This is a genomic window from Deltaproteobacteria bacterium, assembly GCA_035063765.1.
Classification (GTDB): domain Bacteria; phylum Myxococcota_A; class UBA9160; order UBA9160; family PR03; genus CAADGG01.
In genome coordinates this window covers 225435-238672 of sequence record JAPSFT010000006.1, presented here as the reverse complement: position 1 = coordinate 238672, position 13238 = coordinate 225435, and the positions used below count along the sequence as shown (strand labels likewise).

The window sequence follows — 13238 nt, the reverse complement described above, 5'->3', positions numbered from 1 at the left end:
GAGCTCCACTCCCGACCTGCTCCGCAGGGTCCAGACTCCGGTCACTGGAGGTCGAGGAAGCGGCGGTAGGCGCCGCCGGGGCGGGCGGCGAGCTCGTCGTGGGTGCCCTGCTCGACGAGCCGGCCGGCCGCGAGGAAGACGATCCGGTCGGCGGCGCGGATCGTGCTGAGGCGGTGCGCGATGACGAGCACCAGGCGCCCGCGGCCGGCCTCGCGCAGGGAGGCGACCAGCGCCTGCTCGGTCTCCGGGTCGAGCGCCGAGGTGGGCTCGTCGAGGATCAGGATCGGGGTCTCGCGCACCAGCGCGCGGGCGATCGCGAGGCGCTGGCGCTGGCCCACCGAGAGCTGCGAGCCGCCGCGCCCGACCCGCGTCGCGAGCCCCTCCGGCAGGCGCGCCACGAACTCGTCGGCACGCGCGAGGCGCAGCGCCCGCGCCACCGCCGCCTCGCCCGCGCCCGGCGCGCCGAGCCGCAGGTTCTCCTCGATCGTGCCGTCGAAGAGCCAGGTCTCCTGGAACACGTACGAGACCTGCGCGCGCAGCGAGGCGAGCGACACCGCCGCCAGGTCGGTGCCGTCGGCGAGCACGCGCCCCGCGCTGGGCGCGAGGTAGCGCGGCAGCAGGTGGGCGAGGGTGGTCTTGCCGGCACCGGCCGGCCCGGCGATCGCGACGAGCTCGCCGACCCGCGCCTCGAAGCTCACCGCGTCGACGGCGAGCGTGCCGTCGGCGTGGCGATACGAGACCTCTTCGAAGCGCACGCCCTCCCGGAGCGGCGCGAGTGCCGGCACGCCGGGCGCATCGGCCTCCGCCGGAAGATCGAGGAGGCCGAAGACGCGCTCGAGGCCGGCCGAGGCGCCCTGCAGCTCGAACCACAGCGAGCCCAGCGAGAGCGCTGCGATCGCGGCCTGGGTGTAGTAGGTGAAGACGACCAGGAAGTCGCCCCGCGAGAGCGTCCCGCCGATCACGAGGTCGATCGCGTGCAGGAAGGCGTAGCCGGCCAGGGCCGCGCCCGGCACGAGCCCGAGCAGGAAGGCCGCGATTCCCGTGCGCAGCACGGCGCGATAGCGGCCGAAGCTCTGCCAGGAGTCGCGGTCGAAGCGGCCCCGCTCGCGGCCGCCGCCGCCGAGGCTCTGCACGGCGAGCACCTGGGCGAGGCCTTCCTCGGCGGTGGAGGTGGTGACGGAGCCGGCCTCCCGGCTGCCGAGCGAGCGCCGCCGCATCGACGCCGCGAAGGGCAGCGTGGCCAGGAACGCGACCGGCAGCGCGCCGAGCGCCGCCCACACGAGCGCCGGCTGGTCGCCGTAGGCGAAGTGCAGCGCGGCCGCCGCCATCGCGATCACCACCGGGGCGGCGATCGGCGTGATCAGGATCCGCCAGCAGGCGCTCGTGATCGAGGGCGTGTCGATCATCACGCGGTAGACGGCGTCGCCGATGCGCTCGTCGTCGAAGGCGCGCATCGGGAGGGCCTGCAGGCGCTCGAAGAGCCGCGCGCGGAAGTGGTGGTTGAGGTCCTGGGTGAGCCGCATCGTGTAGCGGACGTCCCAGAGCCCGAGCAGCCCGCCGGCCAGGCTGAAGCCGGCGTTCGCCTCGTTCTCGGTCCGCGTCTGGGTGTCGTGGCCGCCCGCGAGCCAGGCGTCGGCCTCGTCGCGTTCGCGCCCGCCGGCGCCGAGCGCCCCCACCACGACCAGGAGCACGAGCTGGGCCGCGAGCGTCCAGAGCAGGATCTCGAGCGCCCCGGCGCCTTCGAGCGCGGCCGCGAAGGGCCGCACGAACCACGGATAGCTCGCCGGCACCACGGGCCGGCCCTCGATCACGTGGTCGATCACGATCTTGCCGGGCCAGGCGACCAGGACCAGCGGCACCACGCTCGCCAGCACCAGCGCGAGCTTCCCGAGCACGCGCACGCGCAAGGGCGCCACGAAGCGCAGCGCGCGGGCCAGCGTGCGGGCGACGCCGGCGCTCACGCGCGCGCCCTCGCCGGCGCCCGGCGCGCGCGCCTCCTCATCGGGCGACCGCCCGCGCGCCGTTCTCGGCCTCGACGAGCCGGCGATAGGCGCCGTCCGGGCGCGCCAGGAGCTCGTCGTGACGGCCCTGCTCGACGAGATGGCCATGATCGAGCACGGCGATGCGGTCGGCGTGGCGCACGGTCGAGAGCCGGTGGGTCACGATCAGGATCGCGCGCCCGCGTCCCCAGACCGACAGGTTGCGCAGCACGCGCGCCTCGGTCTCGGCGTCGAGCGAGGCGGTCGGCTCGTCGAGCAGCAGCACGGGGGCGTCCTTCAGCACGGCGCGGGCCAGCGACAGGCGCTGGCGCTGGCCGGTCGAGAGCTTGGTGCCGCGCTCCCCGAGCGGCGTGTCGTAGCCGAGCGGCAGCTTGTCGATGAACTCGTCGGCGCCGGCCACCCGTGCGGCCGCGCGCACCGCCTCGTCGCCGGCGTCGGGCACGGCGTAGCGGATGTTCTCGCGGATGGTGGTGCCGAAGAGCAGGTTCTCCTGGAGCGCGATCGCGACGCGGCCCCGCAGGTCCGCCACCCGCACCCGGCGCAGGTCCAGGCCGTCCACCTCGACGGCGCCGCGGTCGGGATCGAAGAGCCGCAGCGCGAGCGCCAGCAGCGTGCTCTTGCCGGCCCCCGTTGCGCCCACCACCGCGGTGATCGCACCCACCGGCACCTCGAGGTCGGCCGACACCAGGGCAGGACGGTCCTCGCGATACTGGAAGCCCACCTCGCGAAAGCGCAGGCCGTGCCGCACGGCCGGCAGCGCCAAGGCGCCGGGGGCGTCCTGCACCTCGGGCTCGAGGTCGAGGATCTCGAAGACGCGCTCGAGCCCGATCACGACGTCCTGCGCGCGGCCCCAGGTGCGGAACAGGCGGCGGAGCTGGTTCGTCCCGTCGCCGAAGCGGTCGCGGAACCACTGGAAGAGCCCGAGGCTCCAGGCGCTCACGCCGGTGGTGGCGAACAGGCGCACGGCGAAGAGCTCCGCCTCGCGCGCGGTCTCGAGCGCGCCCCAGCTCACGGCCGCCGCGAGCAGCGTCGAGATGCCGGTGAAGAGCAGCACCGCGTAGAGCGCGTAGCGCGCGCGGGCGTCGAAGGCGGCGGCGAAGGCCTCGCGCGAGGCCGCCTCGAAGACCCGCTGCTCGCGCGCCTCGGCGCCGTAGGCCTTGAGGGTGCGGATCCCGGCGACGCCCTCCTGGATGCGCGCGGTCAAGGCCGCGTTGGCCTCGCGCGCGGCGCGGAAGCCGTGGCGCAGCGGCCGCGAGAAGCCCGCGCCGATCGCGAGCGACGGGATCCAGGCGGCCAGCAGCAGCAGCGCGAGCCGTGGGTCGATGGTCGCCACCAGCACGACCGCGAGGAGGTGGCTCCCGAGCGTGTAGGCCGGCGTGAGCAGCAGCACCTCGACCAGCGAGGTGACCATCGCGCTGTCCTGGGTGAGCCGGTAGATCGCGTCGCCGACGCGCGCCTCGCTGTGGTAGCGCAGCGACAGGCTCTGGAAGCGCTCGAGCAGCTCGATGCGCAGGAGCTGGTTCAGGCGCTGGAGGATCCAGACCTGGTAGTACCAGAGCGCCAGGAAGAGCGGCATCGCGACCGCGCCCACCGCGAGCGCGCCGGCGATCGACCGCCGCGCGATCACGCGCCGCAGCTCGGGGCCGAGGGCGTCGACCGCGACGCTGGCCGCCGGGTCGAGCCCGAGCAGGGCCGCCTGGAAGGCCGGCAGCGGCTCGCCCTGGAGCGCGCGGGTCCAGACGAGGTCGAGGAAGAGGAGGGACGGCGGGACGAGGAGGAGGGTCAGCAGGGCGAAGCCGGCGCAGAGCAGGAGGAGATGGCCGCGCAGGGGCCGGAGCAGGTGCAGGCAGCGCCGGATCACGGTCGCGAACTCGCCGAGGCTGGAGGGGCCGGCCCCTGCTCGGGTTTCCGCCGCCGCCGCCATCCCCGGCTAGCTGGCCAGCGCCGGGACCGAGGGCAGGATCTCGGCGGCCACGCGCTCGGCGAAGGCCTCGGGATCCGAGAGCGGGACCAGCACGAAGTGCCGGCAGCCGGCCTTTGCGAAGGCGCGCATCTGCTCGAGGCAGTCCGCGGGCCGGCCGAGCAGGCAGTACTTGCGCGCGGCCTCGCGGAAGTCGCGGGCGTAGACCCTCCCGAGCAGCTTCGCGGCCTGCTCGTGGGCGTCCTCGAAGCGCTCCGCGAGGAAGGTGAACACGAAGGCGCCGGCGGCGAAGGGCAGCGCGGTGCGTCCCGCCGCCCGCGCGCTCGCGGCGATCGCGGCCAGGTTCTCGCGATAGGTCTCCGGCGCGCACATGTGGGAGAGGTAGCCGTCGCCGAGGCGGCCGATCCGGCGCATCGCGGCCGGGGCACGCCCGCCGATCCAGATCGGTGGCAGGCCGGGACGGCCATCGGCGCGCTGCGCCGCGGGCTTCGGCGCGAGCGTGACCGGCCCGAAGCGGAAGTGCCGGCCCTCGTGCACGACGCGCTCCTCGCTCCACAGCCGCCGCAGGAGCGGGATCCCCTCCTCGAGACGCGACGCGCGCTCCGCGACCGGCACGCCGACGGCCTCCCACTCGGGCGGGAACTCGCCGCCGAGCCCGACGCCGAGCACGAGGCGCCCGCCCGAGAGGCGGTCGAGCGTGGCGGTGATCTTGGCGGCGTGGGTGGGATGGCGGAGCGCCAGCAGGTAGACGGAGGTGCCGAGCTGGATGCGCTCGGTGGCGCCCGCGGCGAAGGCGAGCGTCGTCAGCGACTCCGCGATCGGCACGTGGAAGGCCACGTGGTCGCCGACCCAGAGCGAGTCGAAGCCGAGCGCCTCGAGCCGGCGGGCCTGACGCCGTGCGGCGTCGCCCTCCTGGGCCGCCAGCACGACGCCGCAGCGGAGCGTCGGGTCGATGCGCAACACCTCGTCCAAAGGGAGCCTCCCGCTCAGAAGCGGATGCGACCGCCGCCGCGGCGCGAAGGGCCGCCGCGCAACAGGAAGCCCGCGGTCAGCCCGGCGCCGAGAAGCGACGCGCCGGTGATCAGGTAGGGCCAGCGCTCGCCGGCGCGCAGGTCGCGGTTCTCCTCCTCGAGCTGCTCGAAGAGGCGCTCGCGCTCCTCGCTGCGCGCCTGGAGCTCCTCGTCACGGCGCGCGCGCGTCTCGAGCTCGCTCTGCGCCACCGCGAGCTCCTCGCGTACCGAGGCGAGCTCGCGCTCGAGCTGCGCCACCCGCTCGACGGGCGGCGCCTCCGCCATCAGGGCGCTCTCGGGCAGCCAGCCGCTCTCGCCGCTCGCGACGCGGATCCTCGCCCAGGCACCCTTGCGCTCGAGCACCAGCACCTGGTCGCCGGTCGCGACGATGCCCATCGCCGTCGCGGTGGGCGAGGGGGTCGCACGGAAGTTCAGCTTGAGCTCGCCCCGCACCCAGGCGGGCTCGGGCGGCGGCGCGGGCTCCGCGGCGTCGGCGGGCTCGGCCACGGGCGTCGCGGGGCGAGCGGCCGGCGCAGCCTCCTGCGCCGCGGCCGGCCCGGTGAGCACGAGCAGGAGGGGGGCGAGGCGCAGCCCGCGTCGCACCCTTCCGTGTCCCCCTCCGTGTCGCACCCCCCGCACGGTGCCCTGGCGTCCTTGCATCGCTCCCTCCGCGGCGGGCGGATCGTATCGGCCCCCCGGCGGCGGCGAAACTCGGGAGGGCAGGGCCCGGAAGGGGAGGGAGCGCTGGCTCCCCGGGTAGGACTCGAACCTACGACCAATCGGTTAACAGCCGATTGCTCTACCACTGAGCTACCGGGGAACGGCCCGGAACTTAGACCTAACCCGATTCGAGCACCAGCAGCTCGAAGCGGATCTCGCGGATCTCGAACTCGCGCGTTCCGCGCGGAACCTGGACGCGCACCACCTCGTCCACGGGCTTGCCCATCAGCGCCCGGCCGACCGGGGACGTCACCGAGATCAGCCCGTTCGCCACGTCCGACTCGTCCTCGCCGACGATCGTGTAGGTGATCTCGTCGCCGCTCTCGACGTCCATCAGCAGCACCGTGGCCCCGAAGCGCACGGCGTCGGGCGACTGGCCGATGGCGTCGATCACCTGGGCGCGCGCGAGCCGGTCCTCGACCTGGCGGATCCGGCCCTCGATCTGGGCCTGGCGCTCCTTCGCCGCCTCGAACTCGGCGTTCTCCGAGATGTCGCCGTGGGCGCGCGCGACCTCGATCTCTTTCACGATCTGGAGCCGGTCGACCGTCTTGAGGCGCCGCAGCTCGACCTCGAGCTGGGCGTAGCCGCGGGGGGTCATGGGCACGCGATCCGCCATGGCGCGGACCTCCGGGTCTCTCGGGGCCGGCCGGTGGCCCCGATACACTCCCGGCAGGAGCCGGGAAGCAGAAACCGACGCCCTCGGGGGAGAGCGTCGGGCCGGGAAGCAGGCTACCCACACCCCCGCCCCCGCGCAACGGACGGGGACAGACCCGGCGATTCGGCGATTCTTTGCGGGGGCAGAGAGGGCCGAGCGGGCCGAGCGGGGAGTCGAGGACTTGAGAATCCGCCTCCTGCGCCTCGGGCTCGCGTTCTACGCCGCGCTCTGGGGGGTGGCGTTCGTCTGGAGGCACCTCGGGCAGGGAGGGAGCCTCTGGCTCGCGAGCCCGGAGTCCGAGCTCCACCTGCTGCGCCATGGCGCGTTCGGCCTCGCGGCAGGCGCGGCGCTCGTGGCGGGCTCGAGCTGGCTCACGAGTCGTTTCGCGGCGGGCGAGCGCCTCGCGCGGGCGCTCGCCGAGGCCGTCGGCCCCCTCCGCCCCGGCCAGGCGTGGATCCTGGCGCTCGCGAGCGGGATCGGCGAGGAGGCGTTCTTCCGGGGCGCCCTCCAGCCCGTCGCGGGGCTCGGGCTCACGACCCTCCTGTTCGCGCTCGCCCACTTCGTACCGCGCCGCGAGCTCTGGCTCTGGAGCGTCTTCGCGGCCGTGGCGGGGCTCCTGCTCGGCGGGCTCTACGAGCTCACGGGCAGCCTGCTCGCGCCGACCGTGGCGCACGTCGTCGTGAACGGGGTCAACCTGAACCGGCTGGTGCGGCAGTACGGGCCCGGCAGTCGCGCGCCGGGGGGTGGCCCGTAGATCTCGCCGCCGCGCATCAGGGGCAGCCGTCGGCGGGCTCGAGCCGCGCGCCCGGCGCGCGCTCAGCCGCGAGCCGGGCTCATGCGCCGGAGCCTTCCTCGTCTTCGCCTTCACCCTCGATCAGGCGCTCCTCCAGCACCCGGATCAGGTATCCCATCAGCAGCAGGTTGGGCAGCCGCTGCAGGAGCGCGCCGTCGACGCCGGCGCTGCGCCCGAAGTCCTCGCCGTACTTCTGGAAGAAGTCGAGCGTGCCGACGGGCACGTTCTTGGCGAGGACCTCGTTGATCTCCTCGACCTCGAGCTCGGCGAACAGCTCCGCGAACTCCCATGCGAGCTCCGTGTGGTCCATCGGTGTGCCGGATCTCCGCAGGGGACGAGCCGGAAAGCGGCTCGAACGGAGCGCGATCCTGACAGCAGGGCCGAACCTTGTCAACGAAATCGTCGCAGCCTCCACGACGGGAAAGTGCAGGCAGAGCGCGGGTCTGCGCGCACGTTGCGCAGCCGCGGCCGGCAGCCGGGCCCCGCTCGTGCGCGCCGCGGCTCCGCAATTCCCTGCACAGCGGAGTGCGGCGGCTCAGAGCGCCCGCTCGCCGCCGGCGGGCGGGATCCGCGCGCCTTCCGCCTCGAACAGGGCCTCGCGCACGAACAGCGGCGCGCCGCAGCGCAGCGCCAGGGCGATCGCGTCGCTCGGCCGTGCGTCCACCTCGATGCGGCGGCCGCGCGTCGAGAGGAAGATCACGGCGTAGTAGGTCCCCTCGCGCAGATCGGTCACCACCACGCGCTCGAGCGCGCCCTCGAGGTCGTCGATCAGGCGCTTCGCGAGGTCGTGGGTGTTGGGGCGGGGCGGCCGGCGGTGCTCCATCTCGGCAGCGATCGAGTGAGCCTCGGCGAGGCCGATCCAGATCGGGAGCGAGCGCGCGCCGAGGCGATCGGCGAGCAGGACGACGGGCATGCCGTTCGGGTCGACACCGATGCTGGCGACCTCGACGGCGACCTCCGCGCGCTGCGGATCGGCGCTCTGCTCGGTGCAGCCCGCGAGCAGCGCGGCGAGGAGCGGCGCCATGCGCAGCGCGAGCGAAAGCGGGGGACGGAGCGAGGCCATCGGGGCCACCTGCCAGGTGGGCGTTCCCCATCGTACCCGAGCGGGGCGGACGGTCGAGCCGAAGGCGGCGCGCGACGGCGCCGGGCGGCTCTCCTCGCGCGAACGTCACGCGCGATCCGAGCCGCCCGGCGCCGGTCCGCTGCCCCACCTCGAGCGCCATGGCCTTCGAGGCGGGAAATGGTCGGGGCGACTGGATTCGAACCAGCGACCTCTTCGTCCCGAACGAAGCGCGCTACCAGACTGCGCCACGCCCCGGTAGCCAGCGGAGGCGGCAGTATGACCCCGGGCCCGGCCAGCGACAAGCCGGCGGCGGCGGGCCCGGGCCGCGCCGCGCGCCGGCGAGGGGCGAGGGGGCGCGCGCGCCGCTCGCGCCGGACGCGCCGGCCCGTAGACTCGGGCGGCGATGCCCCACCGGATCCTCGTCGTCGACGATGAGCCCGACATCCTCGAGCTGGTGCGGCAGAGCCTCGCCGAGGCCGGCTACGCGGTCGCGACCGCCACCACCGCCCGGGACGCGATCGACGCCCTCCACCGCTCCCCGCCCGACCTGGCCGTGATCGACCTCATGCTGCCCGACCTGCCGGGCACCGAGATCTGCCGCCTGCTCCGCAGCCGCAGCGAGCTGGCCGACGTGCTGGTGCTGCTGCTCACCGCGAAGGGCGAGGAGCTGGATCGCGTCGTCGGCTTCGAGCTCGGCGCCGACGACTACGTCACGAAGCCCTTCAGCCCCCGCGAGCTCGTCCTGCGCGTGCGCGCGCTGCTGCGCCGCCGCGCGGGCACGGCGAGCGAGCGCAGCGACGTGCTCGAGCGCGGCCCCGTTCGTCTCGACCTCGGTCGCCACCGCTGCTTCGTGGACGACGAGGAGGTCCTCCTCACCGCGAAGGAGTTCGAGCTCCTCGCCACGCTGATGCGTCGGCCCGGCCGGGTGCGGACCCGCGAGCGCCTGCTCGACGAGGTCTGGGGCTCCGACGTCACGGTGACGATGCGCACGATCGACACCCATCTGAAGCGGCTGCGCGAGAAGCTCGGCAGGGGCGGGGACCTGATCGAGACGGTGCGCGGTGTCGGATACCGCTTCGCGGAGTAACGTCGGGTCGGGAGGCGTCGCGTCCCCTTGACCGGCATCCGATGGACGCTGCGGGCGGCGCTGGCCGCGGTCGTCGCGGCAGGCGCCGCGGGCGCCTGGGCTGCTGGCGCGCCGCCGCGAGCCGTCGCGGCCGCCGCGGCGGCCGGCCTGCTGGGTGCGGCGCTCGCCCGCATCGGGCTGCGCCGCGCGCTCGGCGCGCATGCCCTGGCCGTGAGCCGCTTCGCCGCCGCGCAGCGCGAGGGGCGGCTCGACGCGCGCCTGCCCGGCACCTGGGGAGGCGAGCTGCGCCCGATCGCGGAGTCGCTCAACGCGATGGCGGCGGTGCTCGCGACGCGCCTGCGTGGCGCCGAAGCGCGCGGGGCACGGCTCGAGGCGGTGATCGGCGCGATGGACGAGGCCGTGCTCGTCGTCGACGGGGCCGAGCGCGTGCTGCTCGCGAACCCGCAGCTGCGTGCGCTCCTCGGGTCGTCCGGCGACGAGCCCGCGCCGGACCGGGCATTCCTCGCCGAGCCCGCGCCGGAGGGCCGGGCGTTCCTAGAGCTCGTCCGCCAGGCCGAGGTGGTGGACGCGCTGCGCGCCGCGCTCCGCGCGGGCGAGATCCAGGAGCGCGAAGCCGCGTTCGGGCTCGCCGGCGAGCGGTGCGTGCGCTTCCGGGTCGCCCCCTTCACGCAGCCCGACGGCCTGCCCGGGGCCGTGGCGGTCTTCCGTGACGTCACCGATCTGCGTCGGGTCGAGTCGATCCGGCGCGACTTCGTCGCCAATGCGTCGCACGAGCTGAAGACACCGCTCACCTCGATCCAGGGCTACGCCGAGCGGCTCTCCGGCATGGCGCTCCCGGAGGCGGCCCGGCCGGCGGTCCACACGATCGTCGGCAATGCGAAGCGCCTGGGTGCGCTCGTGGAGGACCTGCTCGAGCTCTCGCGGATCGAGGGCGGCGCCGCGCCGAGCCGGCCCGCGCCGGTCGACGTGGCCGGGCTGGCACGCCGGCTGCTCGACGACCTCGCACCCCGCCTGCACGCCGGCGCGCTCGCGGCCGAGGTACGCGCCCTGGGCGATCCGCGCGCCTGGGCCGACCGCGGCGCCGTCGAGCAGGTGCTCGCGAACCTGCTCGACAACGCCGTCAAGTACACGCCGGCCGGGGGGAGCATCGAGGTGTCGGTGCGCCCCGGGGCCGATCAGCGCCTGCGCGTCACGGTGTCCGACACCGGCATCGGAATCCCGCGCAAGGACCTGCCGCGCATCTTCGAGCGCTTCTACCGGGTGGACCCGGGCCGCTCGCGCGCGCTCGGCGGCACGGGGCTCGGCCTCGCCATCGTGAAGCACCTGGTGCAGGCGCAGGGCGGGCAGCTCGGAGTGGAGAGCCAGCCGGGCCGGGGCTCGCGCTTCTGGGTGGAGCTGCCGCGGCCAGCGGGCCCACTGGCTCGCGCCGGCGGCTGACCGGCGCGGGCGCCTCTCTTCGCAGATCCGTCACGGAATCGCCTCCCCACCGGGATCGTGCGCCCGTATAGAGTGCGCAGATCCATCCCCGGACCGAAGCCGATCCGGGGCGCGAGGAGGGTGATGCGATGACGAGGGTGATGGCGATCGCGCTGGCCGCCGGCGCAGGGCTCGGCCTGGCGGTGCCGGACGGCGCGCGGGCCGGTGATCCCGAGGCGCCGGTGGTCGAGGAGATCCTGGGCGTGCTCCGCGAGCGGGGGATCCTCGAGCAGGCCGAGCACGACCGGCTGGTGAGCCGCTACCAGACGCAGGAGGCGGAGCGCCGCGGCACGGGGCCCCGGATCCGCCTCTCGGGCGATCTGCGCCTGCGCGGCGAGGCCTTCTGGTACGACGAGGACGCCGTCTCCGATCGCTCGAACCGCTACCGCGGCCGCTACCGGGCGCGCATCGCCGCGGACGCCGAGGTCAACGACTGGATGAGCGCGCACCTGCGGCTCGCCTCGGGGCAGGGCGACAACCGCAGCGCCAACACGAGCTTCGGCCGTCCCGGGCCCGACTTCGACTCCGACCCGATCTACCTCGACCGCGCCTCGCTCGCGCTGCGGCCGCCCGAGCACTGGCTGCCGCCCGCCACGAGCGCGGTCCTGGAAGGCGGCAAGCAGCCGAACCCCTTCCTCTGGAAGGCGGCGCGCGACTCGATGCTCTGGGACAACGACATCACGCTCGAGGGCGTCGCCCTGCGCAGCCGGGGCGAGGTCGTGAAGGGCCTCGAGCTGTTCGCGAACGCCGGCTACTTCGTGATCGACGAGTACTCGGGTACCGACATGGACCCCGAGCTGCTCGGCGCCCAGCTCGGCGCGGAGTGGGCCGGCGCGCCCTGGTCCGCCGGCCTGCGCGCGAGCGGGTACGGCTTCCGCTCGCTCGACCCGGCCTTCCTCGCGCGCGGCGAGGACGGAACCGATGGCGTCACGGCCAGCGCCGGCAACCTCCCGGGGCTCTTCGCCGGCGACAGCCTCGACGTCGGCGAGCTCGGCGGCTACGCCGGCTGGCACGGGATCGAGGGCTGGCCGCTCGTGCTCTTCGGCTACGTGTCGAACAACTTCTCGGCCGAGCGCTCGCCGCTCGCGCCCGCCGCGGGTGACGAGAGCCTCGCCTGGATGGTCGGGCTCGAGATCGGCGACAAGGCGCAGGTCGCGTCCTTCGGCGCGGCCTACATCCATCTCGAGGCCAACGCCTTCCCTTCGCAGTACGTGGACAGCAACCTCGTCGACGGCGAGACCAACCGCGAGGGCTTTGCCTTCCAGGGCATGCGCCAGATCCTGCCCCACGCCGACTTCATCGTGACCCTGTTCCTGAGCGACGCGCTCGACGACACGCTGCCGGACTTCGAGGACAGCGTCGGAGGCTCCCGGCGGATGCGGCTCCAGACCGACCTCGTGGTCGGGTTCTGAGCGGCTTCACCGATTCGTCACACGAGATCCACGGCGTCGTCGCGCCTGCCACCGCAGGGCAGGGTTAGCTTCCGCCGTGTTCCCCCGAACCCACGGAGAACGATCCCATGCGCTGCATCCGTCCGTTCGTAGGCGTGGCCCTCGCGATCGCCGTCTCGGCACCGGCGCGGGCGGCCGGGAGGATCGCGATCGACGGCTCGAGCACGGTCTATCCGGTGGCCGAGGCGGTCGCCGAGGAGTTCCAGGCCCAGGAAGAGGGCCGGATCCGGGTCACGGTCGGGATCTCGGGCACCGGTGGCGGCTTCGCGAAGTTCTGCCGCGGCGAGACCGACGTCGCAACCGCCTCGCGGCCGATCCTCGAGCAGGAGATCGAGGCCTGCAAGGCCGCGGGAATCGCGTACTACGAGCTGCCGATCGCCTACGACGCACTCACCGTCGCGGTGAGCCCGAGCAACGACTGGGTCTCCGAGATCACGGTCGCGGACCTGAAGAAGATCTGGGCACCCGAAGCGCAGGGCGTCGTCACGAAGTGGAGCCAGGTGCGGCCGGAGTGGCCGGACCGGCCGCTCGTGCTCTTCGGAGCCGGCACGGACTCGGGCACCTTCGACTACTTCACCGAGGCGATCGTCGGCAAGGCCAAGGCGAGCCGCGGCGACTACACCGCCAGCGAGGACGACAACCTCCTGGTGCAGGGCATCGAGCACGACCGGAACGCGCTCGGCTACGTCCCCTACGCCTACTACCAGCCGCACAAGGAGCGCCTGAAGGCGCTCGCGATCGTCGCGAAGCCGGGAGGGAAGGGCGTCCTGCCGAGTCTGGAGGCCGTGAAGAGCGGCGCCTATCAGCCCCTCTCGCGCCCGCTCTTCGCCTACGTGAGCGCGCAGGCCGCCGAGCGGCCGGAGGTCGCGCGCTTCGTCGGCTTCCTCCTGCGCGAGGGACCGGCGCTGATCGAGGAGGTCGGCTACCTGCCGCTGCCGGCGGAGGCGTACCAGGCGGTGCGCGAGCGCTTCGCGGGGAAGAAGGCCGGGACGGTCTTCGGGGGCGTGCCGGAGGTCGGCGTGCCCGTCGAGGGGCTCTCGAAGCGCGAGACGCAGTAGGCCG

12 protein-coding genes and 2 tRNA genes are annotated in these 13238 nt (G+C 74.4%); 5 read left to right on the top strand and 9 right to left on the bottom strand.

The window, feature by feature from the left end:
* Positions 1 to 41 precede the first annotated feature (41 nt).
* From OZ948_06345 to greA, 6 genes are all read right to left on the bottom strand, one after another.
* Positions 42 to 1961 carry an ABC transporter ATP-binding protein gene (locus OZ948_06345; protein MEB2344339.1) on the bottom strand — a complete coding sequence of 640 codons (1920 nt, stop codon included), beginning with the start codon at positions 1959 to 1961 and terminating at the stop codon, positions 42 to 44.
* A 37-nt stretch (positions 1962 to 1998) separates the two neighbouring features.
* A complete protein-coding gene (locus OZ948_06340; GenBank protein MEB2344338.1) occupies positions 1999 to 3861 on the bottom strand; it encodes an ABC transporter ATP-binding protein in 1863 nt (620 codons plus the stop codon).
* A gap of 69 nt (positions 3862 to 3930) precedes the next feature.
* The gene (locus tag OZ948_06335; GenBank protein ID MEB2344337.1) at positions 3931 to 4884 is read right to left on the bottom strand and encodes an LLM class flavin-dependent oxidoreductase; all 954 of its coding nucleotides are present in this window, start codon (positions 4882 to 4884) and stop codon (positions 3931 to 3933) included.
* A gap of 23 nt (positions 4885 to 4907) precedes the next feature.
* A complete protein-coding gene (locus OZ948_06330; GenBank protein ID MEB2344336.1) occupies positions 4908 to 5534 on the bottom strand; it encodes an SH3 domain-containing protein in 627 nt (208 codons plus the stop codon).
* Positions 5535 to 5676: 142 nt separating this feature from the next.
* A tRNA-Asn gene (locus tag OZ948_06325) sits at positions 5677 to 5751 on the bottom strand.
* Positions 5752 to 5769: 18 nt separating this feature from the next.
* The gene (gene greA, locus OZ948_06320; protein MEB2344335.1) at positions 5770 to 6267 is read right to left on the bottom strand and encodes a transcription elongation factor GreA; all 498 of its coding nucleotides are present in this window, start codon (positions 6265 to 6267) and stop codon (positions 5770 to 5772) included.
* A gap of 220 nt (positions 6268 to 6487) precedes the next feature.
* Here greA and OZ948_06315 point away from each other — a divergent pair, with 220 nt between their 5' ends.
* A complete protein-coding gene (locus OZ948_06315) occupies positions 6488 to 7060 on the top strand; it encodes a CPBP family intramembrane metalloprotease (GenBank protein ID MEB2344334.1) in 573 nt (190 codons plus the stop codon).
* 79 nt (positions 7061 to 7139) lie between these two features.
* Here OZ948_06315 and OZ948_06310 read toward each other — a convergent pair whose 3' ends face one another.
* From OZ948_06310 to OZ948_06300, 3 genes are all read right to left on the bottom strand, one after another.
* Complete coding sequence (locus OZ948_06310; GenBank protein MEB2344333.1) at positions 7140 to 7409, bottom strand: hypothetical protein; 270 nt, start codon at positions 7407 to 7409, stop codon at positions 7140 to 7142.
* Between the two features lie 225 nt (positions 7410 to 7634).
* Positions 7635 to 8162 carry a bifunctional nuclease family protein gene (locus OZ948_06305; protein MEB2344332.1) on the bottom strand — a complete coding sequence of 176 codons (528 nt, stop codon included), beginning with the start codon at positions 8160 to 8162 and terminating at the stop codon, positions 7635 to 7637.
* A gap of 178 nt (positions 8163 to 8340) precedes the next feature.
* Positions 8341 to 8417 (bottom strand) — tRNA-Pro (locus OZ948_06300).
* A gap of 148 nt (positions 8418 to 8565) precedes the next feature.
* Here OZ948_06300 and OZ948_06295 point away from each other — a divergent pair.
* The 4 genes from OZ948_06295 (at position 8566) to OZ948_06280 (ending at position 13234) form a co-directional block, all read left to right on the top strand.
* On the top strand, positions 8566 to 9249 hold the full coding sequence (locus tag OZ948_06295; protein MEB2344331.1) for a response regulator transcription factor: 684 nt from the start codon (positions 8566 to 8568) through the stop codon (positions 9247 to 9249).
* Between the two features lie 27 nt (positions 9250 to 9276).
* Positions 9277 to 10686, top strand: coding sequence for an ATP-binding protein (locus tag OZ948_06290; protein MEB2344330.1), 1410 nt, complete (start codon positions 9277 to 9279; stop codon positions 10684 to 10686).
* A 128-nt stretch (positions 10687 to 10814) separates the two neighbouring features.
* Positions 10815 to 12137, top strand: a complete 1323-nt coding sequence (locus OZ948_06285; protein ID MEB2344329.1) for a putative porin — start codon at positions 10815 to 10817, stop codon at positions 12135 to 12137.
* Between the two features lie 107 nt (positions 12138 to 12244).
* Positions 12245 to 13234, top strand: a complete 990-nt coding sequence (locus tag OZ948_06280) for a PstS family phosphate ABC transporter substrate-binding protein (protein ID MEB2344328.1) — start codon at positions 12245 to 12247, stop codon at positions 13232 to 13234.
* Positions 13235 to 13238 lie beyond the last annotated feature (4 nt).

What these genes read in the sequence shown, in the direction of transcription:
- greA (MEB2344335.1), bottom strand. Translation starts at nt 6,267, where the DNA reads ATGGCGGATCGCGTGCCCATGACCCCCCGCGGCTACGCCCAGCTCGAG.
- OZ948_06310 (MEB2344333.1), bottom strand. Translation starts at nt 7,409, where the DNA reads ATGGACCACACGGAGCTCGCATGGGAGTTCGCGGAGCTGTTCGCCGAG.
- OZ948_06305 (MEB2344332.1), bottom strand. Translation starts at nt 8,162, where the DNA reads ATGGCCTCGCTCCGTCCCCCGCTTTCGCTCGCGCTGCGCATGGCGCCG.
- OZ948_06295 (MEB2344331.1), top strand. Translation starts at nt 8,566, where the DNA reads ATGCCCCACCGGATCCTCGTCGTCGACGATGAGCCCGACATCCTCGAG.
- OZ948_06285 (MEB2344329.1), top strand. Translation starts at nt 10,815, where the DNA reads ATGACGAGGGTGATGGCGATCGCGCTGGCCGCCGGCGCAGGGCTCGGC.
- OZ948_06280 (MEB2344328.1), top strand. Translation starts at nt 12,245, where the DNA reads ATGCGCTGCATCCGTCCGTTCGTAGGCGTGGCCCTCGCGATCGCCGTC.